This window comes from Mesorhizobium sp. WSM4840, from assembly GCF_055811755.1.
On sequence record NZ_JBVVQD010000005.1, the window covers coordinates 48,173 to 67,810 of the forward strand.

The following is a 19,638-nucleotide window of genomic DNA, read 5'->3' on the forward strand; positions in this document are numbered from 1 at the left end:
ACGGCGTGGGAACGGAGCTACACTTCATCCTGTCGGCGTCCCGACGAGCGCGAGAGGTGTTCAAAATGAAGTTTACCTCCTATTGGCATGATACGTCGAAAGCCTTTGCTGGGGCGACCCGCGAACCCCTCTCCGGCGATTTCGAAGTCGCCGTAATTGGGGCGGGCTTCACCGGTCTCAATGCCGCGCGCAAACTGGCCAAGTCTGGCGTGAAGGTCGCACTCATCGAGGCCGAGCATGTCGGATATGGTGCATCGGGGCGCAATGGCGGGCACCTCAACAGTGGTCACTTCGCCAGTTTTGGTGCGGCCAAAGCGCACTTTGGAGAGGCCAAGGCTCGTCGGTTCTGGCGCTCCTACGACGACTCGATCGACATGATCGAAGCCATCATTGCTGAAGAGGGCATCGACTGCAGCTTCCGCAGAGGAGGCAAGCTCAAGCTTGCATCCAAGCCATCGCATGTGAAGGGGCTGCAGGCCATGTGCGAGGAGCTTCGCCGCGAAGTGGGCCCCTCGGTGGAGTGGCTCTCACGTGGCGATGTCCGCAAGGAGCTGGGTTCGGAGGCCTTTCACGGCGCCGTGCTGTCACCCAAGTCGGCGATGATGCATATGGGCCAGTATGCCAATGGCATGGCGGACGCAGCCGCTCGCCATGGTGCGACGATCTGGGAGCACAATCCCGTCCAGTCCTGCATCCGGGTGTCAGATGGCTGGCGGATCACTTCGCCGACCGGCTCGCTCGCTGCCCGCCGGGTCATTCTTGCGACCGACGCCTATACAACCGAGAATTTTGACTACTATCGGCGACGGATGATGCCAATTGCATCTTTCATCGTCGTGACGCGCCCGCTTACCCTCGAGGAGGTCGCGGCAACCCTGCCGGGCAATCGGAACTACACGAACTCGCTCAACATCGCCAACTACTTCCGACTCACCCCGGACAACAGACTCTTGTTCGGCGGGCGTGCGAAGTTCTCGGCTGCCTCTAACCAGAAGACAGACGTGCGTTCCGGAGAGCTTTTGCGCAAGCAGATGCTCGATGTGTTCCCGCAACTGGCCGATGTCGAAATCGACTATTGCTGGGGCGGTCTCGTCGGCTGCACTCATGACCGCTATCCCCGCGCCGGCGCCGCCGATGGCCTGATCTACGGCATGGGCTATTCAGGACATGGCGCGCAGCTCTCGACGCTGATCGGAAGTGTGCTAGCGGACATTGCCATGGGCCGCACAGATACCAATCCAATCGGTGGTGGCATGGACTGGAATGCCGTCCCGCTGCATACCGGCAAGCCGTGGTTCCTGCCAATGGTGGGCACCTATTATCGGCTGAAGGATATGCTTGCCTGATCCCGCCGAGAGGCCCCAAGTGGCCGACCGACACCGCCAATCTCGGCGCGCACTGAACTAGGATCTGGGAACCAGGACCAGGCCACCTGCTCGCAGGCATGCGGTCTAGCCTGCGACCTTGATGAGCGCCCGCTCCATGGCTGCAAGGAAGAGGTCGACATGCTCGGCCTGACAAACGAGCGGCGGGCGCACTTTTAGCGAATCCTCGTTGGCCCCTGTCGTGCTGACAAGGACGCCGTCGTCGCGCATTGCGTTCACGACATCCAGCGCCATTGCCCGCCGGCTTGCCGCCGGGGCACCCTCAGGCCCTATATCGATGCCAAAGAACAGACCGGCGTTGCGGATCGCAAGAATTCCGGGCTGCTGCTTCGCGAGTTTCTCCAGCCCGGCTCGGAGGCGCTGGCTCATGGCAAGCGCTTTCTGAGGGATCTGGTCGCGCTGCAGGATCGTCAGCACGGCGTCCGCGGTCGCTATGCCAACCGTATTTCCGGCGAACGTGTTCGAGTAGCGAGAGGTGGCGCCAAATTGCTCCATCGGTGCTTTGCGACCAACGACCGCGCCAATTGGAAATCCGTTGCCCATCGGCTTGCCGAGGGTAACGAGATCGGGAACGATCCTGTGCCGTTCAAAGCCCCACATATGAGCGCCGGTTCGCCCAAAACCCGGCTGAACTTCGTCGGCGATGACGAGACCACCTGCCTCTCGCACCGCCGCAACTCCACTGGCAATGAAGCCAGGAGGATCGACCCAAACGCCATCGCTGGAAAAAATACTGTCGATGAGCAGGGCCGCAACGCCGATGCCACGACGGTTCAGATCCACAATGGCCGCGCGTACTTGCGCCTCGAGAAAGTCCGCAGCTTGTGATTCCGGCACACCCGCCGGCCCCGGTAAGGAGACCATGCGCACGAATGGGCTGAGCTTGACGGCGTCACCCAGGTTCGGGGAAACCGCGGCGACAGCCGCGCTGGTGCCGTGATAGGCGTAGCTCGAGACAATCACGCCTTCGTTGCCGCTCGCAAATCGCGCGATACGCAGGGCCAGATCGTTGGATTCACTTCCGGTGCAAGTAAAAACCACCCGGTCGAGTTCGCTTGGGAAAGTGTCGACCAGACGCTCGGCATAGTCGATAAGTTTTGGCTCGAGATAGCGCGTGTTGGCGCTTATCCGGCCCGCCTGTTCAGCCATTGCGGCGTTTACTTCTGGGTGGCAATGGCCGAGCGACGGCACGTTGTTGTAGAAATCAAGATAGGCACGCCCGTCAGGGTCGTAGAGCCACATGCCTTCGCCGCGAACGAAGTGCACGGGCCGGCGGTACTGGAGCCGATAGGAGGCCCCAAGTACTTCGTCACGGCGAGCAATTAGCTCGGACTCGCGCCTGGGAAGGTCGGATTCGCCGGGCCTGTAGCGATTAGGCATGAGATCTGTGGACATATGCTGCTGCCTATTTGAAAGAGTAGCTTGATCAATTCGCGGTTCGTCTTTTGGCTACCGTGCCGGTCGAGCGAACCGAAATGCGTTACGGCTGAAACGACGGCATTGCCGCCAGGACGGCCGCCTCGCCCGATGCGACACCAAGAGGCGCCAGGATGGAAAGTCCGTGCTCGGCACGCGCGACATTCTTTTTGATGTACTGGGCGTCGGCCGGAAAAAGGTGGGATCGCCAGTAGTTGACCAAGATCAATGCGCTTTGTCGCGCCCGCATCAGTCCGACGAGCAGTTTTGTTTCCAGCGCCGAAAGTGGAATGACAGAGGCATAGCCGGCGATAAGATTTTCAGCCCCACCCAGAGGAAGGGTCGGATCCTTTACGACGTGACTTGCTGCGATCGCCAGATCCTGGATCCTGGGGCTCCAGCAGCCATCGCCAAAATCGATGAAACCCATTCCCTGGCCCGTCATCATCATATTGAATGGGCTGGGGTCATTATGAGTTACCTGCCACGCCACGTCAGAGATTTGTGGCTCAACAAACTCCGCATACTCCGCCATCGCGACGCGTACGCTATCGGCAATGGTCTCGGATGGCAGGTATCGCTCCAGTTCCATCAACCTCGACCAGCAACCGACGTGCCAAAGAACGGGACGGTGAGCCGCGGGCACACTGACCAGCTCAAGAGCCAGGTCCAGCCGGGCGAGAGCACTGCCGGTTCGAAAAAGCAGGTCGGGAGTTGGCGTCGCCTGGTGCAGCGGAATGCCCTCAATCCGGGTCTGCAAGTACCCGCATGTCCCCTCTTGCTCAAACATCAATGCGCCGCTGGTCGTGCGGAGCACTTCGGGTGCAACGAAGCCCGTGAACCCTTGCAATCCGGCCATAGCGGCGGTTTGAAAACGAAAGCTGTCGACCGCCTCCGCTCTTGCCGACGTCTTCAGGATCAACCGGCGGCCGTCCGACAGGTTGACCTCAACGGTGCGCTCAACCTCGGAGGACAATGTCGCGATCGATCCCGTCAATCCGTAGTGGCGCTTCAGTAGTGCCGCCGACATGTCTGGTTCGGAGGAGCCCAGCCGCATCGCCAGGATTGCGGCGGCATCGCGAAAATAGGCGTCGGTTGAAGCTGCCGCGTTAGGCAGATGGTCGCATCCTGCCGTCATAGAGCCATTGAGCTGACCAGCTTCTTCATTGGGGACCAGATCACCACAAGCACCCAATTCGAAAAATCCTCGCCTGTTGGGGACGGTTGTTCTTCATGCTTCGACAGATGGAGCGCTCCAGCGATGGCGCCCGCAGGTCTATTTCTCGGGGTATTTGAGACGGCGCCGCTGGCAGCCGTCGAAAATGGGCGCAGTGCTCTGCGGGGCTCCGGCCTATCCTCGCCCCTTAGAGTCCGAAAACGCCTGGTAGCTGCGTCACATCGCGGATTTCGGTGTATTCGTAAAAGGGATTGGCCGGCTCGTGGCCGCGATTGACCCAGACCTTGCTCTTGATCCCCAGATCATAGGCGGACATCAGGTCGTGGCGGAAAGACGAGGACACATGCGTGATATCCTCCGGGCCGCAACCCAGCATGTCGAACATGTATTCGAACGCCTTGAAGTGCGGCTTGTAGGCACCCGCCTCTTCAGCGGTCAAGACGGCATGAAAGGGCGCACCGAGCTTTGCCACGTTCGACGGAATCTGGGCCACCATGGAGTTCGTCAGGGTGACCAACGGAATTTCCTTGGCCAGTTTAGCCAATCCCTCGGGTACGTCCGGATGCGGCCCCCAGGTGGGGATGCGGTTGTAGATCGTTTCGGCGTCTTCGGCACGGAATGCGACGCTGTTGCGGCGGCAGGTGCGTTCCAGTGCGTTGTGAACGACATCTGCATAAGGCTTCCAGTCCTGCAGCACCTCATCGAGGCGGTAGCCCTGGAAGTTTCTGATGAATTCGTCCATGTGCGGCCCATCCAGAAGATGACCGAACAGGACCCTGGCGGCTTCCGCCATTTGGAAATTGATGAGCGTGCCGTGGCAATCAAAAGTCACGTATTTCGGCCAGAAGCGATCCATGTCCTTGGTTCCTGTCAATCTGCTCTATCAGCCGAGCATAATCGCAGGCGTTTGGCAGAATGTGCCGCAATGCATGGTCATTCAGCAGAAGGCCCTCCGGTCGACCGCAAAACCAGCACGCCCTTTCGCAGTGCTGTCTCTTTCGCCCCGCCTGAGCCGATACGGGCGCAAAGGCGACCTTATTTTCTTAGTTTAGGTGTTCTCAAGCACCTGCCGCTTGAACGATCTCTCGGACTCTGCGGTCAGCCAATCGCGCAATGCGGAGAGGCCGGTTGAAACAATGATCGACTTCGGATGGATCAGGCCGTAGTCCGTCCCGTCGCGATCAAAGCCGAGTGGTGCTTCCAATCGCCCATTCGCGACGTCATCCGCTGCGATCGCTTGGGGTGCAAGAGCAACGCCAAGACCACCCAGGGCCGCTTCTGCCATCAGGAAATGATGATCCAGCAATTGGGTCGTTCGAGGCCGCGGCGCATCCATGTGCGCGTCGAGCCACGCTTCCCAAGCACTCGGTCGCGTCCGTGATCCGAGCGCCACATAGTCGCCACTCTCGAACCCCTTGCGCAGGGATGGCAGCATTACCGGACCAACCCGCTCCGGCATCAGCCTGATGATGGTCCATTCCGGGTCCACCAGAAAATCGAGTCGGCGGATCGCAAGCGTCACCCGGTCACGCGCGAAGTCGAGCCCTCCGCCGCCGGTTGACAGATGCACCTCGACATCCGGGTATCGATCCTGAAACCCAGACAAGCGGGGGATCAGCCAGCGCATCGCCAGCGAGCGCTCGCAGGACAGGATGATCGGAATGGGCGTCGAGCTGGATCTGATTTCTGCCAAGGTATCAGTGATTAAATGGAACGCCTTGCCGGTTGCCTCCGCCAGCTTCGCGCCATCGGAGGTCAGACGCACCCCGCGCCCGTCCGCTTCGAGCAAGCGCAGACCAAGATCGGCTGCCAGTTTGGAGACGCGACGGCTGACCGCACCATGCGTCAGAGCGAGTTCGGCAGCCGCAGCACGCACAGACCCCAGACGCGCCACTGTTTGGAAGGCGCGCAGATCGTCGAGCGAAGGTACTTCAGAGCGCTTCATTGGTGACTTCATATCACCACAAATCGTCAGATCATATGGATAACCGGTTCTGACCGTTCTGCTATTCTCACCCAAATGAAGCAGAACACATCCCTCCTCGTCGGGATAATCGCCGATGACCTGACCAGTGCTACCGACGGCGCGGCGGCCTTTCTCGCGAGAGGCTATGCACCTATGATCAAGCGACAGGTCGACGGCGCGGAGAATGGAGCTATCGCTTCGATTGATACCAACAGCCGCGCCTCCGACATCTCGCAGCCACGAAAGGCTACGGCCGACGCCGTGTCGGCCCTCTCGAATGCCCGCCTTCTGTTCAAAACGATCGATTCGACCCTGCGCGGCCATATCCGCGTGGAAGTCGCCGCCGCCTTTCGCGCAAGCGGCCGGAGCAGGCTTGTCATCGCTCCAGCCTTTCCCGAAGCGGGGCGGCTCACCGTCGGCGGGATCCAGACGGTGAACGGCATTCCCGTGAGTCAAAGCGTCTACGGCCGTGACCCGGTCCATCCCGCAGGCACATCGCACATTGCCAATCTGGTCGACCCGTCCCTGGGGATACCGATCATTCTCGCCCCAGACAGTTCCGGCGATGCGGCGACGAAAGGGTCCATTCTGGTCCTCGACGCCGACAGCCAGGACGTACTGAACCGGCAAGTCGCCAGCATCCCCGATCCTGAGACTGTTCTTTGGGTGGGCTCTCCTGGTCTCGCCATCGCGCTGGCATTGCTGGTCCCTGCCGTGCGGGATGGACGCCCGGTAACGGGCAAAGCCGCCGGGCGGGTGGTGATCGTCGCAGGAAGCGCCAATCCGGTGACGCGCGTCCAATGCGAGACCTTGCGGGTACAAGGCGTTCCCGTCGTCACCGACCTGGCCGACGCTCCCGGCGACGACCGTGTGATTTGCCTTCGGGCACCACTGCAACGGCAGGAGAATGCCAGCGCGGTGACGACGAACCTCGCCGGACAAGCAGCCGCAGCGGTCGCCCGGCATGACTATGACGCGGTGATCGCCACCGGCGGCGAGACGATGGCGGCGATCCTCGACCGCCTCGGCATCAGCCGTTTCTGTCTCACCCGCGAGCTGGAGCCCGGCTTTCCGGTCGGCCGCGCCGAACGGGAGGACGGAACGTCGCTCACCATCGCCATGAAGGCGGGAGGGTTCGGCTCACCCTCGGCACTCCTTGATGCCGCCCGCGACCTGCTGGCCAAACCGCTTTCACGAAAGGCTCTGATCCATGACCGCCCATGACGCTCCTCTCGCCGTGACCATGGGTGATCCTTCCGGCATCGGCCCCGAGATCATCGCAAAAATGTATCTCCGTCGGCCGGACAAGCGGCACTGGATCGTCGTCGGTGATCCGCTGGTGATGAACCACGCCCTTTGCGCGCTGGATACGGATGTGCGGGTCCGGCCGATCGCTTCCCTCGATGAGACCGTGCTCGAGGACGGAACCCTCAACGTGCTTTGCTCCTCGCAGCTTCGCGTCCTGCCACCGGTCAGCCAGGTTTCGGCCACCAGTGGACACGCGGCGTTCGACGCCATCGTCCTCGCCATCCGACTGGCGCGGGACGGTCGCGTGGGCGGCATCGTTACGGCGCCGATCCACAAGGAAGCACTCGCCGCCGCCGGTCTGCACTATCCCGGCCACACCGAAATCCTGGCCGATCATGGCGGGGCTCCCAAGGTCGCCATGATGCTAGCGAACGAGGACATTCGCACGGTCCTCGTCACCATCCATTGTTCGTTGTCCGAGGCGATCCGCAAAGGCGATTTCGCGTCGCAGATGGACGCGATCCGGCTGGCCCATGCCGGTGCGCAGGCGCTCGGCATCGCCCATCCACGCGTCGCTGTCGCGGGCCTCAATCCGCATGCCGGCGAAGGCGGTCTCTTTGGAGACGAGGAAATCCGCATCATCCGGCCGGCGATCGAGGCGGCCCGTGCCGAAAGTATCGACGCATCCGGCCCGTGGCCCGGCGACACCGTGTTCATGCAGGCCCGCAAGGGCCGTTTCGACATCGTGGTCGCGCAGTATCACGACCAGGGCCTCATCCCGGTCAAATACATGGGCCTCGACCATGGCGTGAACATCACGCTGGGCCTGCCGTTCGTGCGCACCAGCCCCGATCACGGCACCGCCTTCGACATCGCGGGGTCCGGCGTTGCCGACCCCTCCAGCCTTGAGACCGCCTTCGACTACGCCCTTCGGCTCAAGGCTTCCCTCCAGAACCAGAAAGCCGGCACCCCATGACACCATTCGACTTTATCTTCATGCTGACGCGCAACGACCGCACCGTGGCCGACGCCGCCGTCCACGTCGAAACGGCGCTCCGCACCGGAATCCGCCACATCGGCTTCAAGGACATCGGCCTGCCGCTCGACGCGCTCGCCGACCTCGCCCGCCAGATCCGCGCGGGCGGAGCCAGTACCTATCTCGAGGTCGTATCGCTCGATCGCGACAGCGAGGTCCGCTCGGTCAAGGCGGCGATCGACCTCGGCGTCGACTACCTGCTCGGTGGCACCCATGCCCAAGACGTGCTGCCGCTGCTGGAAGGAACGCTAATCCGCTACTATCCGTTTCCGGGCCGGGTTGTCGGGCACCCGAGCATTCTCGAAGGATCGCAGGCCGAGATCGTCAAAAGCGCCGTCGCGCTCGCCAGCCATCCCGGTGTCGCCGGTCTCGACCTTCTCGCCTACCGCTCGGCAGGCAATGTGCCATCTCTCATCGACGCTGTGTGCCGAGCTGTGCCCAAGCCCGTCATTGTCGCGGGATCGGTGGATCGCCCGGATCAGATCAAGACTATTCGCAAGAGTGGCGCAGCGGGATTTACCGTCGGTACCTCTGCGCTGGACGGCCGGTTCGCGGCAGAGGGCGCCGCACTGGAATTCCAGCTGCGGGCGATCTCGGCGTGCCTCGAAGGACATCAAGAGACCATCGGAGGTGAGGAACGATCCTGGTAGACAGCAACGTTCGACTTTCGTTCATCACTTGGCCAAAATCGCAGCTTCGGGCCGACTAGGCCGACCGGAAGATGGAGCCCTCGAGAACCGCTGGCCTCCAGCTTGCGCTATCCATTCCGACGGGGCCCCTATTTCGGAACCTCAGAGGCAGCATCAGCGAGGCTTGGGATCATCCGCTTCGACCAGCCGCTCAAACGGACATTATTCAAAATTCAAATCGGCGCTTCAAATCTGTGACCTCCTCAGGGGCTGAGGCATTTTACGGTCGCGCTCCTTGCCACGGCCGGCCTTGTCGATTGCGGTTTTCATGTTGTCGTAGATACCGCCGCCGAACACCACCGAACACCACCGAACACCACCGAACACCACCGAACACCACCGAACACCACCGAACACCACCGAACACGCGGAAGGCGATTATGGAACTTCGTCAAGAGATTATGACATTGATTTTAAAGCGTCAAAAACGGCAGCGCCGCAGCTCTTGACGACGATAAAATCGCCGTCACTTGCCGGATGCCGGCGATATTCGGCGCAAAATACCGAAATGCCGCTGCAGTCAGTGCATTCTGCGGCACCAGTCGCCGATACTGCTAGCGCTCATTGATTGCCGAGGCCCTATGTCCCCTATTATCCACCACATCAGCAGTGATGAAACGCTCCCCAAGTCAGCGGACGTCGTGGTGATCGGCGGCGGGATTGTCGGCGCCAGCGCGGCCTATTTCCTGGCGCGGCGCGGCCTGCCGGTGGCGCTTATCGAAAAGGGGTATGTCGGCTGCGAGCAGTCAAGCCGGAACTGGGGCTGGTGCCGTCGGCAGAACCGCGATGCACGTGAATTGCCACTTGCCAATCTGGCGCTGCGGCTGTGGGAAGAGCTGACCGAAGAGATCGGGCACGACCTTGGCTTCCGCCGTTGCGGGCTCATCTATGCGACCGCGGATCCAAAGCAGCTCGCCGAATGGGACAAGTGGCGCGCCGTTGCGCGGCGGTTCGACGTCAAGACGCGGATGCTTACGGCCGACGAGGCCACTGCCGCCGTTCCTGCGGCTGGCGGCCGCAAATGGCTGGGCGGTGTCCACGCGGCAGACGATGGCAAGGCCGAGCCCTGGCTTGCCGCTCCTCGGATCGCCGAGGGCGCCCGCAAGCATGGCGCGACCATTCATCAGAACTGCGCGGCACGCGGCCTGGATATCACCAATGGGCAAGTGAGCGGCGTCGTCACCGAGAAAGGCCTTATCCGCACCAGTGCGGTGCTATGCGCCGCCGGCGCCTGGGCATCGGCTTTCCTGCGTATGCATGCGGTGTCGCTGCCGCAGGCCAGCGTCCGTCAGACCGCCTTGCGGACCGGTCCTGCACCGGATTTTGGCAGGGCGGTCTATACTTCCGAGTTTGCCATGACGCGCCGGCTCGATGGCAGCTACACGATAGCCATCAGCGGCAGGGCGACCCTCGAGATCACGCCGCAGGGGATCCGCTATGTCCGCCCGTTTCTGCCGATGTTCATGAAACGGCTGAAGGCCGTCGAGATCGGCATAGGCCGCTCGTTCTTCGAGGGCCCGGACTCACTCCGTCGCTGGCATCTCGACAGGCCGACTCCCTTTGAGCGCATCCGCGTCCTCGATCCCGCTCCGGACAAGCGGATGATAGCCACCATCATGACGCGGGTCAAAGCGATGTTCCCCAGCGTTGCCGATGCCGGCGTCGTGTCCACCTGGGGCGGGTATATCGATTCCACACCGGACGCGGTGCCGGTGATTTCCCCGGTGGACAGCATCGGCGGCATGTTCGTCGCCGCAGGCTGTTCCGGACACGGCTTCGGCGCCGGCCCCGGGTTGGGCCATCTGGCGGCGGATCTGGTCGCCGGTGGCGCGGCATGCGTCGATCCGACTCCGTTCCGCCTGTCGCGCTTCACGGACAGATCGAAAATTGAAGTTGGCGACTTCTGATGCAATTGACCGCATGGCGACAGCAAGGAGCGCCGTGCGATCGCGGATCTGCATATCGGCTGGCCTAAGCGCGATCCGGACCGTTTGGTGAAGAGGATTCTCACGAGGGACCAGGTTAATGAACTGGTCAAGACATCCAGTTCCGCCAACTCAGCTTCCAGCAACTTGATGGAAACCACATGCCAAATCAAACCACGAGCGCTTCCGCCAGAAAGCTGACTTTCATCCACACGGTTTCCAGCCTTGTTTCCGAGTTCGAGGGCCTCGCCAAAGAACACTTACCCGACTGGAAGCCATTCGCGATCCTCGACGAGAGCCTCCTGAGAAATACCATTGAGCGCGGGTCGCTATCCGATCTGACGAAACGAAGGCTTTCTACCTATGTATGGTCGGCAGTCGACGCCGGGGCAGATGCGATTGTCGTCACATGCTCGACTCTCGGGCCGGCAGTCGATGCCATTGCACCGCTTTGTCCTGTGCCGCTGTTCCGTATTGATGAAGGCATGGCCAAAGCCGCTGTCGAGCATGGAAACCGCATAGGTGTCCTGGCGACCTTGTCCACAACGCTGGTGCCGACCGTGGATCTGCTGAAGCGCAAGGCATGCGAGGCGGGCAAGGATGTAGCGATCGACGATGTGCTTGTTGAGGGAGCATTTCAACTCCTCGCCGGCGGGGACGTCGAAGCGCATGACGCGCAAATCCGCCTGGCTCTCGAAGAGCTGTCGAAGAAGGTCGATGTGGTCGTTTTTGCGCAGGCTTCGATGGCTCGTGCGGTGCGGGGCACGGCCCACAGTCTTCCAGTTCTGACAAGCCCCGTACTTGGGTTGAAAACGTGAAACGGCGTTTGGAGCGGTGAGCGCGCGCAACTGGTGATAGATTTCGCTTCTTGAGCCGACATCCACACCTTTCCTCGCTTATCGACTACGAGCACTTGGGATACGAGTGGATTTCGCGCCCGAACACCACGTCCTGCTGGTTGCTGCCTGAGAGCTCGGCGACAGGCGCAGCGAGTCGCGCAGTCTTCACTTTAACTGGTTAACGATCCGCCCGGCCCACTGGCATAGATGGCGCCACCTGCGCCCTCTGCACATGGCGAAGATGTCGCCTAGAAATAACCGAGGATGGACTTGACCTCGAGATACTCCAACATGCCCTCGAGGCCGTATTCGCGTCCGTTTCCGGATTGCTTGAAACCACCAAATGGCGCGTGTGGATCCCACGCCGGGTAGTTGAGATGCACTTGACCGGCGCGAATCCGCGACGCGACGTACTTGGCGACGTCCATATCCCTGCCCTGCACATGGGCCCCGAGGCCATAGATGGTGTCATTGGCGATGGTGACGGCCTCGTCGACTGTGTCGTAGGGGATAATGCAAAGGACCGGCCCGAAGACCTCCTCCTGAGCGATGCGCATGCCCGTGCGCACGTCGGAAAAGATGGTCGGCTTCACATAGAGCCCGACATCTAGGCCGTCCGGACGGCCAAGTCCGCCGGTGAGAAGTTTTGCGCCTTCCGAAACGCCGACGCCGATCATTGTTTGGATCCGGTCGAACTGAGCACGATTGGCGATTGCTCCGTGGGTGGTGGCCTCCGAAAGAGGATCGCCGACGACGATCTCATCCGCGGCCCGCCGGGCAATTGACTCGATCTCGGAAATCAGCGCGCGCGGCACGATCATGCGCGTCGGCGCACTGCATGACTGGCCGAGATTGCGGAAGGCGGCGGCTATGCCCAGCGAAACGGCGCGATCGAGATCGGCGTCGGGCAGGATCACGTTCGGCGACTTGCCGCCGAGCTCCTGCGCGACGCGCTTGACCGTCGGCGCGGCGGCCTGGGCCACCGCGATGCCGGCACGGGTGGAGCCGGTAATGGAGATCATGTCGACATCCGTGTGGGAGGCGAGACCCATACCCACGCCTGGGCCGTCACCATTGACGAGGTTGAAGGCACCGGCAGGGAAGCCGGCTTCCTCAATAGCCTCGGCGAACAGCAGGGCGTCCAGAGGAGAGAGCTCGCTTGGCTTCAGCACGACCGTGCAGCCTGCGGCGAGCGCCGGCGCAACCTTGGCGGTGATCTGGTAGAGTGGCCAGTTCCAAGGCGTGATCAGGGCGCAGACACCGATCGGTTCGTGGGTGACGGCGGTGTGGCCGCGCTGCTCGACGAAGGGGAAGGCTGTCAGGACATCGCGAGCGACCCTCACATGGGCGATCGCGAGCGGCACCTGCGCGGTGCGCGCATATCCGATCGCCGCGCCCATTTCGAGGCTCAAGCATTGCGCAAGCAGTTCGTTGCGCGCTTCGAGCAGCGCCTGCAGGCGATCAAGCAGACCCGCGCGGTGTTCCGGCTTGGTACGGCTCCAGGTGGTGAATGCCCGGCGGGCCGCCGAGACGGCCGCGTCCACGTCCTCGCTGTTTCCGAGCGGAAACGGGGCCACAACCTCTTCCGTGGCCGGATTGACCACGACGCCCGTGGCGGTCCCCCGCGGCTCGCGCCATTCGCCGTCGATGAAGAACCTGCCCAGGCGGCCGTTGCGGAACAGGTGTTCAAGGGGCGTGGTCATGTCACGAGGTCCTTCATGCGGTAATAGGCACCGAGGATCGGCAGGAACCAGGGACGCCCGAAGTATCCAGGGATCGCCGGCCAGTCGAAATCCTTCCAGGGGTTCAGATCGGGGCGCCCGTCCATGACCTCGGCCATGATGCTGCCCATCAGCGTCGACATCTGGGTGCCGTGTCCGCTATAGCCCATTGAGTAGTAGATGCCGTCGCGCTCTCCGGCGCGCGGCAGGCGATCGCGGGTCATATCTACCATGCCGCCCCAGCAGTAATCGACCCGGGTGCTGGCCAGTTCCGGATAGACTTCGACCATCGCCGCTTTCAGGATGCGGCCGCTCTTTTCGTCGGATTGAGGATTGGACACCGCAAACCGCGCTCGCCCGCCGAACAGCATGCGATTGTCCGGCGTGAGCCGCCAGTAGACAACGAGGTTGCGCGTGTCGACGACATTGCGTCGGGTCGGCATGAGGCGCTCGAGTTGCGAAGGCGACAGCGGTTCCGTCACAATCAAGAAGGCGCCGACCGGCACGATGCGACGGCGTATCCATCCGAGCGGACCAACCTGGGAAATGCCGCTCGCCAGCAGGACCTGACGCGCGACGATCTTGCCGCGCGGGGTCTCTACTTCATGCCCGGCGGCGACCTTGCGCATCGCGATGACGGGAGCCCGTTCATGGACCTCGGCACCACGCCGTGCCGCGGCGGTCGCCAGACCCCGGACGAACCGGCCGACATGCATGCTGGCGCTCTTGGGAAACAGCAGCCCACCATAGTAGCGGTTGGTGCCGACTTCGGTTAGCAGGTCGGCGCGCGCGATCATCCTGGTTCCGGGATCGACATTGGCCGCCAAGAGTTCCTGGCTGCGCGCCAGCATGTCGTAGTGCTCAGGCTTGGCCGCAAGCTTGAGCTTGCCGACACGGGCGAAGCTGCAGTCGATCCGTTCTTCCTGCACCAGCCGCTCGACCATGTCGACGCCAGCGTCGAAGGCCTTGTAGAGCGCGTTTGCGGCCGGCTTGCCGTGCTTGCCGGCCATGATGGCATAGTTCTGGGCAAAACCGTTGTTGCACATGCCGCCATTGCGGCCGGATGCGGCGTTGCCGATCGTTTCGGCCTCCAACAGTGCAACCCGGGCGCCCTTCTTGGCGAGGGCCAGCGCCGCGGAGGATCCAGTCAAGCCGCCGCCCACAACCGCCACGTCGTAGTGGCCTTCGAGCGGTTTGGACGTGCCCTCATTGAACGGCTGAGAGGTGTCCAGCCAATAAGATGTAAGCTTCATAGTTGCACCACCAGTGCGTCAGTTTGCATGGGCGCCATGCAAAGCGTTGCGATTGGAGCCCCTACCATCCGCGGATCCGCTCCCAACGCGCTTCGATCCTGGGACTGTCCCCGTTGACGACGGCGTAGAAGTGATGCTGGGCGGCCATCGCGCAGGCATGGTTGGGCAGAATCCGGACCCGAGCCCCGAGCGGCAAATCGGGCATGGACTTTCCAGAACCAGCACGAATGGCGAGGATACCGTGTTCCTGGCTGGCCTGCGCCACGATCACATCTTCAAGCACCCGCCCCTTTTCGTCGCAGACCACGCCGTAACCTTGGTCGATCTGCTGGTTTGCGGTTCCCCGGTCGCGCGAAAGCGCCATCCACCCCGCGTCGACCAGCACCCATCCCTTTTCCGGCTTGGACCCGATCACCGTGGCCAACACGGAAATCGCGATATCGTCGAGACCGCAGACCCCTACCCCGTGCTGGACGAGGTCAAAGAACATGTAGACCCCGGCGCGCAGCTCCGTGACGCCTTCGAGGTTCTCGGCGAAGTGCGCCGTCGGCGTGGAGCCTAGGCTGACGATCGGGCAGGCATGGCCGTGAGCGCGCAAAGTTTCGGCGGCGCGCACGGTGGCCGAACGCTCGTCCTCGGCTGCCTTGACCAGCGCATCGGCCGTGCTCAAGCCATAGGACTCGCCGGCATGGGCGAGGACGCCGACCAGGTTGGCGCCTGCTGCGACGACCCTGTTGGCCACCTCGAGCAGCTTGGGATCGTCCGGCTTCAATCCACCGCGATGGTCATCGCAGTCCAGTTCGATGAAGACGGACGGCGTCACGCCGGTGTCCTCGCGTACACCGGCAAGGGCGTCGGCCTGCTCCACGGAATCGAGCAACAGCTTCACATCAGCGCCGGTACGGCGACAAAGCTCCATGGCGCGGACGGCCGAAGCCGGCGACATGCCGACCGCATAAGTCATGTCTCGAAAGCCGTGGCCGGCGAAATACTCCGCCTCGGCGATGGTCGAGACCGTGATCGGACCGGGTTCGCCGGGGAACACGTACCGGGTGACGTCGATGCTTTTGGCCGTCTTCATATGCGGGCGCAGCACCACGCCAAGCTTTCTGGCATGCTCGGCCAGACGCTGGATATTGCGCTCGAGCCGTCCCCGGTCCAGAAGCAGCGACGGGGTGATGAGGGCGTCGATCGTTTGGGCCGCTTCACGTGTCTTTACACTCGTATCCATCGCTCCCCTACCTCATTCCTTAACCGAACGACTGATTTGCCACGGCATACATGCGGGCCGTCCCGTCGGAGACGGGCCGTCGCCCCTTGACCATCGCGATCGCAGCACCGACGCGCGCGAGGCCCAGGCTATCCAGCCAGTCGCCCAATCCGTGTTCGGCATAGACGTCGATGCGCACGAATTGGCCGTGAAGCGTCGCAAGCTGGGCCAGGATCAGGAGTCGCGCGTCTTGGGCGCTTTCGGCTGCAACAGGGCCGACCACGTAGCCGCGGCCGAACCGCCTGGCGATGGCGTAGCCTGCAATACGCCCCGCGCGTTCGATGACCAAAACATTGCCCGCATCAGCGAGGCCAGCCACCATCGACGGCCGGGGCATGCCTGTGGCCCGTTCGTCGAAGGCCTGGATCGCCGCGAGGTCTGGGACCGTCGCCTGACGGATGCCATCGCGGGTACTCTGCGTCACGGCAACGGTCAGCGAGCCCTGGTGCTGAAGCACCGTGCCCCAGGCATTGAAGCCGCGTCGCTTGTAGAGCGCGAGCCCCTCTTCCGTCGAATTGAGCAGCACGTTGCGCCCGTCCGTGGCCTGAAGCAACCCGTCAAAAAGCCGGGAGCCGTTGCCACCGCCTTGCGCGGAGCCAGTGACTATGATCATCCCGGCAGTGGCATAGGCCTGTCCGTAATTCCAGGACATGGCAGTGCCGATCACCTGTCCCGCCCGCTCGAGGACCAGGCCATTGCCGACCGTCACGGCAAATTCCCAGTCCTCCTGGCGATAAGGCCAGCCCATCTCCTGCGACAGCTTCAGCGCGCCCGGCACATGGCGGGTCTCGAATTTCATCAGCTCGGTCGGGGCGCTGACGATATCCCTGTCATGATCAACGGCCATAAGTGCAACGCTGTCGCTTGATCCAAAGTCAGATTGAAGTCGGACCTTAGAGTCGCGCCAGGCGGACAGTTTTCGCTGCTGTTTTGACCTTTGAATTCAGCGGGATCATTCGTTTTGAGCCGTCCGTCGGCATGCCATATGGCGCAAATCGGGCGAGGAATATCTGGCACCTTGAATCGCCCTTCGTGGCTGCCCCGCGATCGGCGTCCGCGCGATTCACAATGGACGTGATCCCAGCCTCAGCAATGGCTTAGCCGCAACATTCCCCAGCGATGAAACGCTTGATGCTCAGAAGGAATTGTGGATGATCTACATCAGCGAAGAGGAGTCAGCCGCCCTCGTCACGCATGAACTTGCCTTCGAGGCGGCGCGGGAGGCTCTCGTGGCGGCAGCATCGCCGCAGAGCTTCGTCTTTCCCGCTGTTCTCGGGCGCACACAGGAGGCGACCAATACCTTCTCAATCAAATCCGGTTCGTCGGACGACCTGACTGGAGTGAAAATTGGTTCCTTCTGGTCGGGCAACCCGGCACGTGGCCTTCCCCGCCACAACTCCACCATCGTGCTGCTCGATCAGCATACAGGTCGGCTCGGCGCCGTAATCGAGGCCGGCAAGGTCAACGCCTACAGGACGGCCGCCGCCGACGCGGTTGCGGCCGATCTTCTTGCGAGCAAGCAAGCCAAGGTTCTGGCGATATTCGGCGCCGGCAACCAGGCGGGCTTCGAAGTGATGGCGCTGGCACGCATCCGCCCAATCGAAACCGTGCTGGTCGTGGCCCGGCCTTCGCCGCGCCGCGACGCTCTTATCGACCAGATCGGCGAATCGGGCCTGGAGGCGCGCGCAGCCTTGCCCGAAGAAGCCGTGCGCGCGGCCGACATCGTGGTGACGGCGACACCCTCACGCGAACCGCTGTTTGATGCCGCTTGGGTGGGACCCGGAACTCATATCGTCAGCATGGGGTCGGATGCTCCGGGCAAGCGCGAATTGCCGAGCGACTTATTTCCCAGGGCACGTCTGTTTTGTGATCTGCTCTCCCAGTCCGTCCAGATCGGCGAGTTCCAACATTTGCGCGACGAGATCGACGCTGGGGTGCTTGCGGTAACACCAATCGGCGACGTCATTGAAAAGCGCGCGCCCGGACGCCGCTTCGACAACGAAATCACGGTCTTCGACAGTTCCGGCATCTCCCTACAGGACCTCTACATGGCCGGCGCGCTGATCCGCGCAAAGGCGTCCCACCGCTGATCTAGCGTGCCAGACTAGCCCGCAGCGCTGCTGTACCACGCACCACCGTTAACGATGGCGGCATGCGGCAAGACCACTCGGGCGTCGCTCAGGCGAGTGCAATGCAGACCTCAGCGGCATCCTTCGGTCGCGTGTCCGAGCCTGCCAGGCGCATAACCAACGTCAATGCAATTTAAGACGCGGACGGACAACCCGGTTGGCATGGCCGACCAGAATAAGAGTCAAGCCTTTGACCCAGCCATGTATGGCCACCAAGTGCATGCGGTACAAAGACACGTAGATCATCCTGGCCAGCCGCCCCTCGATCGCCATCCGCCCTCCGACGAGGTTTCCCATTAAGCTACCGACGGTGGAAAACCGGCTCAACGACACTAACGAGCCCTTGTCCCGATAGACAAATGCTTCCGGCGTTTCCCCAGCAATCAAGTGAAGAATGTTGCGATAAGCGGTCGATGCCATCTGGTGGGCAGCCTGAGCTCGTGGTGGCACCGGGCCGCCCGCCCCCTCTGGCTTGAAAAAGCAGCAATCGCCTATGGCGAAGATGCGCTCGTCCCGGCTCGTTTGGAGGGTGGGAAGGACGACAAGTTGCCTGCTACGCGCCACCTCAAGTCCGTCGAGCTCTCCTAGAATATTTGCCCCCTGCACTCCTGCAGCCCACACGCAAATATTGGCGTGTATCTGCTCCCCGGTAGCGCACCTCAATCCCGTTTCCGTTGCGTCCGATACAGCTGTGTTTGCGAGCACCCGGACGCCGAGGGCCTCAAGTTCCTGATGCGCGGCTTTTGCTAAAGCATCTGGGAGAGCCGGAAGAATCCGCGGCCCGGCCTCTATCAATGTGACCCTCAGCCGGGTCTCGTCGAAGACTTCCAGGCCATAGTGTCTAAGAGATGATGCAGCATTGTAGAGTTCAGCAGCGAGTTCAACGCCTGTCGCACCGCCACCTACGATAGCTATATCAACAAACGCGTCGTCGGTTGGATCAGCTGACATTGTCCTGGAAACTCGAAGACAATGATTCAACAACTTCAATCGAAAGCGATCCGCTTGATGACGGTCTTCGAGGAAAAGACAATGATCCTTGACTCCGGGAGTACCGAAGTCGTTTGAAACCGACCCGATTGCGATAACGAGGTAGTCGTATCGGAGCCGATGTCGACCAACCAGTTCCGACCCGTCATCGTCGAATATCGGCGCCACTGTGACCTGCCGCGCGGTGCGATCGATGGCCTCCAGCGACCCGTAGAAGAAGCGGTAGCCCCAACGGTGCCCGTGGCCGCGGTAGCCCACTTCGTCAAGATTTGCGTCCAGTGATCCGGCCGCAACCTCATGGAGGAGCGGCTTCCAGACATGGGTGTGGTTACGCTCCACAAGAATGATATCGAAATCCTTGCGGCCGAGCCGTGCTCCGAGCCGGCGCACGAGTCCAAGACCTCCAGCCCCACCGCCAACGACGACTATTTGAGTCTTCATTCCTGCTTGCCCGGTTTCGTTGAGGGATGCCTCTCAACACGACTACCCGATGTCAGAGGCGCCAGATGGCAATCAAGTCCTGGATTCGATAGCCCTGAATGATAAAGAAGCGTCATCATCGCCCTCACGAACTCAAAAATCGCGCTGTTCCCG

At 62.0% G+C, this 19,638-nt stretch carries 16 protein-coding genes; 7 read left to right on the forward strand and 9 right to left on the reverse strand.

Going from position 1 to position 19,638, the window contains the following annotated elements; translation table 11 throughout:
- Window positions 1–65 precede the first annotated feature (65 nt).
- The gene (locus AC0L3I_RS09295; protein WP_473526811.1) at window positions 66–1,346 is read left to right on the forward strand and encodes an NAD(P)/FAD-dependent oxidoreductase; all 1,281 of its coding nucleotides are present in this window, start codon (window positions 66–68) and stop codon (window positions 1,344–1,346) included.
- Between the two features lie 105 nt (window positions 1,347–1,451).
- Here the strand turns inward: AC0L3I_RS09295 and AC0L3I_RS09300 are convergent, their stop codons facing one another.
- The 4 genes from AC0L3I_RS09300 to AC0L3I_RS09315 form a co-directional block, all read right to left on the reverse strand.
- On the reverse strand, window positions 1,452–2,780 hold the full coding sequence (locus AC0L3I_RS09300; RefSeq protein ID WP_473526714.1) for an aspartate aminotransferase family protein: 1,329 nt from the start codon (window positions 2,778–2,780) through the stop codon (window positions 1,452–1,454).
- 85 nt (window positions 2,781–2,865) lie between these two features.
- Complete coding sequence (locus tag AC0L3I_RS09305; protein WP_473526715.1) at window positions 2,866–3,996, reverse strand: phosphotransferase enzyme family protein; 1,131 nt, start codon at window positions 3,994–3,996, stop codon at window positions 2,866–2,868.
- Window positions 3,997–4,165: 169 nt separating this feature from the next.
- A complete protein-coding gene (locus tag AC0L3I_RS09310) occupies window positions 4,166–4,834 on the reverse strand; it encodes a haloacid dehalogenase type II (protein ID WP_473526716.1) in 669 nt (222 codons plus the stop codon).
- Window positions 4,835–5,026: 192 nt separating this feature from the next.
- The gene (locus tag AC0L3I_RS09315; RefSeq protein WP_473526717.1) at window positions 5,027–5,998 is read right to left on the reverse strand and encodes a LysR family transcriptional regulator; all 972 of its coding nucleotides are present in this window, start codon (window positions 5,996–5,998) and stop codon (window positions 5,027–5,029) included.
- Between AC0L3I_RS09315 and AC0L3I_RS09320 the strand changes: the two genes are divergently transcribed.
- From AC0L3I_RS09320 to AC0L3I_RS09340, 5 genes are all read left to right on the forward strand, one after another.
- A complete protein-coding gene (locus tag AC0L3I_RS09320; protein WP_473526718.1) occupies window positions 5,999–7,168 on the forward strand; it encodes a four-carbon acid sugar kinase family protein in 1,170 nt (389 codons plus the stop codon).
- A complete protein-coding gene (pdxA, locus tag AC0L3I_RS09325) occupies window positions 7,155–8,168 on the forward strand; it encodes a 4-hydroxythreonine-4-phosphate dehydrogenase PdxA (RefSeq protein ID WP_473526719.1) in 1,014 nt (337 codons plus the stop codon). The genes AC0L3I_RS09320 and pdxA overlap by 14 nt, the downstream gene beginning before the upstream one ends.
- Window positions 8,165–8,878, forward strand: a complete 714-nt coding sequence (locus AC0L3I_RS09330; protein ID WP_473526720.1) for a 4-hydroxythreonine-4-phosphate dehydrogenase — start codon at window positions 8,165–8,167, stop codon at window positions 8,876–8,878. The genes pdxA and AC0L3I_RS09330 overlap by 4 nt, the downstream gene beginning before the upstream one ends.
- A gap of 620 nt (window positions 8,879–9,498) precedes the next feature.
- Window positions 9,499–10,824 carry an NAD(P)/FAD-dependent oxidoreductase gene (locus tag AC0L3I_RS09335; protein WP_473526812.1) on the forward strand — a complete coding sequence of 442 codons (1,326 nt, stop codon included), beginning with the start codon at window positions 9,499–9,501 and terminating at the stop codon, window positions 10,822–10,824.
- 179 nt (window positions 10,825–11,003) lie between these two features.
- The gene (locus AC0L3I_RS09340) at window positions 11,004–11,660 is read left to right on the forward strand and encodes an aspartate/glutamate racemase family protein (RefSeq protein ID WP_473526721.1); all 657 of its coding nucleotides are present in this window, start codon (window positions 11,004–11,006) and stop codon (window positions 11,658–11,660) included.
- Window positions 11,661–11,929: 269 nt separating this feature from the next.
- Here the strand turns inward: AC0L3I_RS09340 and AC0L3I_RS09345 are convergent, their stop codons facing one another.
- The 4 genes from AC0L3I_RS09345 to AC0L3I_RS09360 all read right to left on the reverse strand — a co-directional run bounded on the left by AC0L3I_RS09345 (window position 11,930) and on the right by AC0L3I_RS09360 (window position 16,772).
- On the reverse strand, window positions 11,930–13,384 hold the full coding sequence (locus AC0L3I_RS09345) for an aldehyde dehydrogenase family protein (RefSeq protein WP_473526722.1): 1,455 nt from the start codon (window positions 13,382–13,384) through the stop codon (window positions 11,930–11,932).
- Window positions 13,381–14,655 (reverse strand): NAD(P)/FAD-dependent oxidoreductase, encoded by a 1,275-nt coding sequence (locus AC0L3I_RS09350; protein WP_473526723.1) that lies wholly within the window; start codon window positions 14,653–14,655, stop codon window positions 13,381–13,383. Before AC0L3I_RS09350 ends, AC0L3I_RS09345 begins: the two co-directional genes overlap by 4 nt.
- Before the next feature lie 61 nt (window positions 14,656–14,716).
- Window positions 14,717–15,886 (reverse strand): alanine racemase, encoded by a 1,170-nt coding sequence (locus AC0L3I_RS09355; RefSeq protein WP_473526724.1) that lies wholly within the window; start codon window positions 15,884–15,886, stop codon window positions 14,717–14,719.
- A 19-nt stretch (window positions 15,887–15,905) separates the two neighbouring features.
- Window positions 15,906–16,772, reverse strand: a complete 867-nt coding sequence (locus tag AC0L3I_RS09360; RefSeq protein WP_123145917.1) for a GNAT family N-acetyltransferase — start codon at window positions 16,770–16,772, stop codon at window positions 15,906–15,908.
- A gap of 304 nt (window positions 16,773–17,076) precedes the next feature.
- Between AC0L3I_RS09360 and AC0L3I_RS09365 the strand changes: the two genes are divergently transcribed.
- Window positions 17,077–18,015: an ornithine cyclodeaminase family protein gene (locus AC0L3I_RS09365; RefSeq protein WP_473526725.1), complete on the forward strand. Its 939-nt coding sequence runs from the start codon at window positions 17,077–17,079 to the stop codon at window positions 18,013–18,015.
- Window positions 18,016–18,177: 162 nt separating this feature from the next.
- Here AC0L3I_RS09365 and AC0L3I_RS09370 read toward each other — a convergent pair whose 3' ends face one another.
- Window positions 18,178–19,485, reverse strand: a complete 1,308-nt coding sequence (locus tag AC0L3I_RS09370; RefSeq protein WP_473526726.1) for an NAD(P)/FAD-dependent oxidoreductase — start codon at window positions 19,483–19,485, stop codon at window positions 18,178–18,180.
- Window positions 19,486–19,638: the final 153 nt, after the last annotated feature.

Excerpts from the sequence above, each read along its gene's own strand:
- AC0L3I_RS09340 (WP_473526721.1), top strand. The coding sequence starts at position 11,004 with ATGCCAAATCAAACCACGAGCGCTTCCGCCAGAAAGCTGACTTTCATC.
- AC0L3I_RS09370 (WP_473526726.1), bottom strand. The coding sequence starts at position 19,485 with ATGAAGACTCAAATAGTCGTCGTTGGCGGTGGGGCTGGAGGTCTTGGA.
- AC0L3I_RS09330 (WP_473526720.1), top strand. The coding sequence starts at position 8,165 with ATGACACCATTCGACTTTATCTTCATGCTGACGCGCAACGACCGCACC.
- AC0L3I_RS09320 (WP_473526718.1), top strand. The coding sequence starts at position 5,999 with ATGAAGCAGAACACATCCCTCCTCGTCGGGATAATCGCCGATGACCTG.
- AC0L3I_RS09295 (WP_473526811.1), top strand. The coding sequence starts at position 66 with ATGAAGTTTACCTCCTATTGGCATGATACGTCGAAAGCCTTTGCTGGG.
- AC0L3I_RS09300 (WP_473526714.1), bottom strand. The coding sequence starts at position 2,780 with ATGTCCACAGATCTCATGCCTAATCGCTACAGGCCCGGCGAATCCGAC.
- AC0L3I_RS09310 (WP_473526716.1), bottom strand. The coding sequence starts at position 4,834 with ATGGATCGCTTCTGGCCGAAATACGTGACTTTTGATTGCCACGGCACG.
- AC0L3I_RS09345 (WP_473526722.1), bottom strand. The coding sequence starts at position 13,384 with ATGACCACGCCCCTTGAACACCTGTTCCGCAACGGCCGCCTGGGCAGG.
- pdxA (WP_473526719.1), top strand. The coding sequence starts at position 7,155 with ATGACCGCCCATGACGCTCCTCTCGCCGTGACCATGGGTGATCCTTCC.
- AC0L3I_RS09365 (WP_473526725.1), top strand. The coding sequence starts at position 17,077 with ATGATCTACATCAGCGAAGAGGAGTCAGCCGCCCTCGTCACGCATGAA.
- AC0L3I_RS09350 (WP_473526723.1), bottom strand. The coding sequence starts at position 14,655 with ATGAAGCTTACATCTTATTGGCTGGACACCTCTCAGCCGTTCAATGAG.
- AC0L3I_RS09360 (WP_123145917.1), bottom strand. The coding sequence starts at position 16,772 with ATGGCCGTTGATCATGACAGGGATATCGTCAGCGCCCCGACCGAGCTG.
- AC0L3I_RS09355 (WP_473526724.1), bottom strand. The coding sequence starts at position 15,886 with ATGGATACGAGTGTAAAGACACGTGAAGCGGCCCAAACGATCGACGCC.
- AC0L3I_RS09335 (WP_473526812.1), top strand. The coding sequence starts at position 9,499 with ATGTCCCCTATTATCCACCACATCAGCAGTGATGAAACGCTCCCCAAG.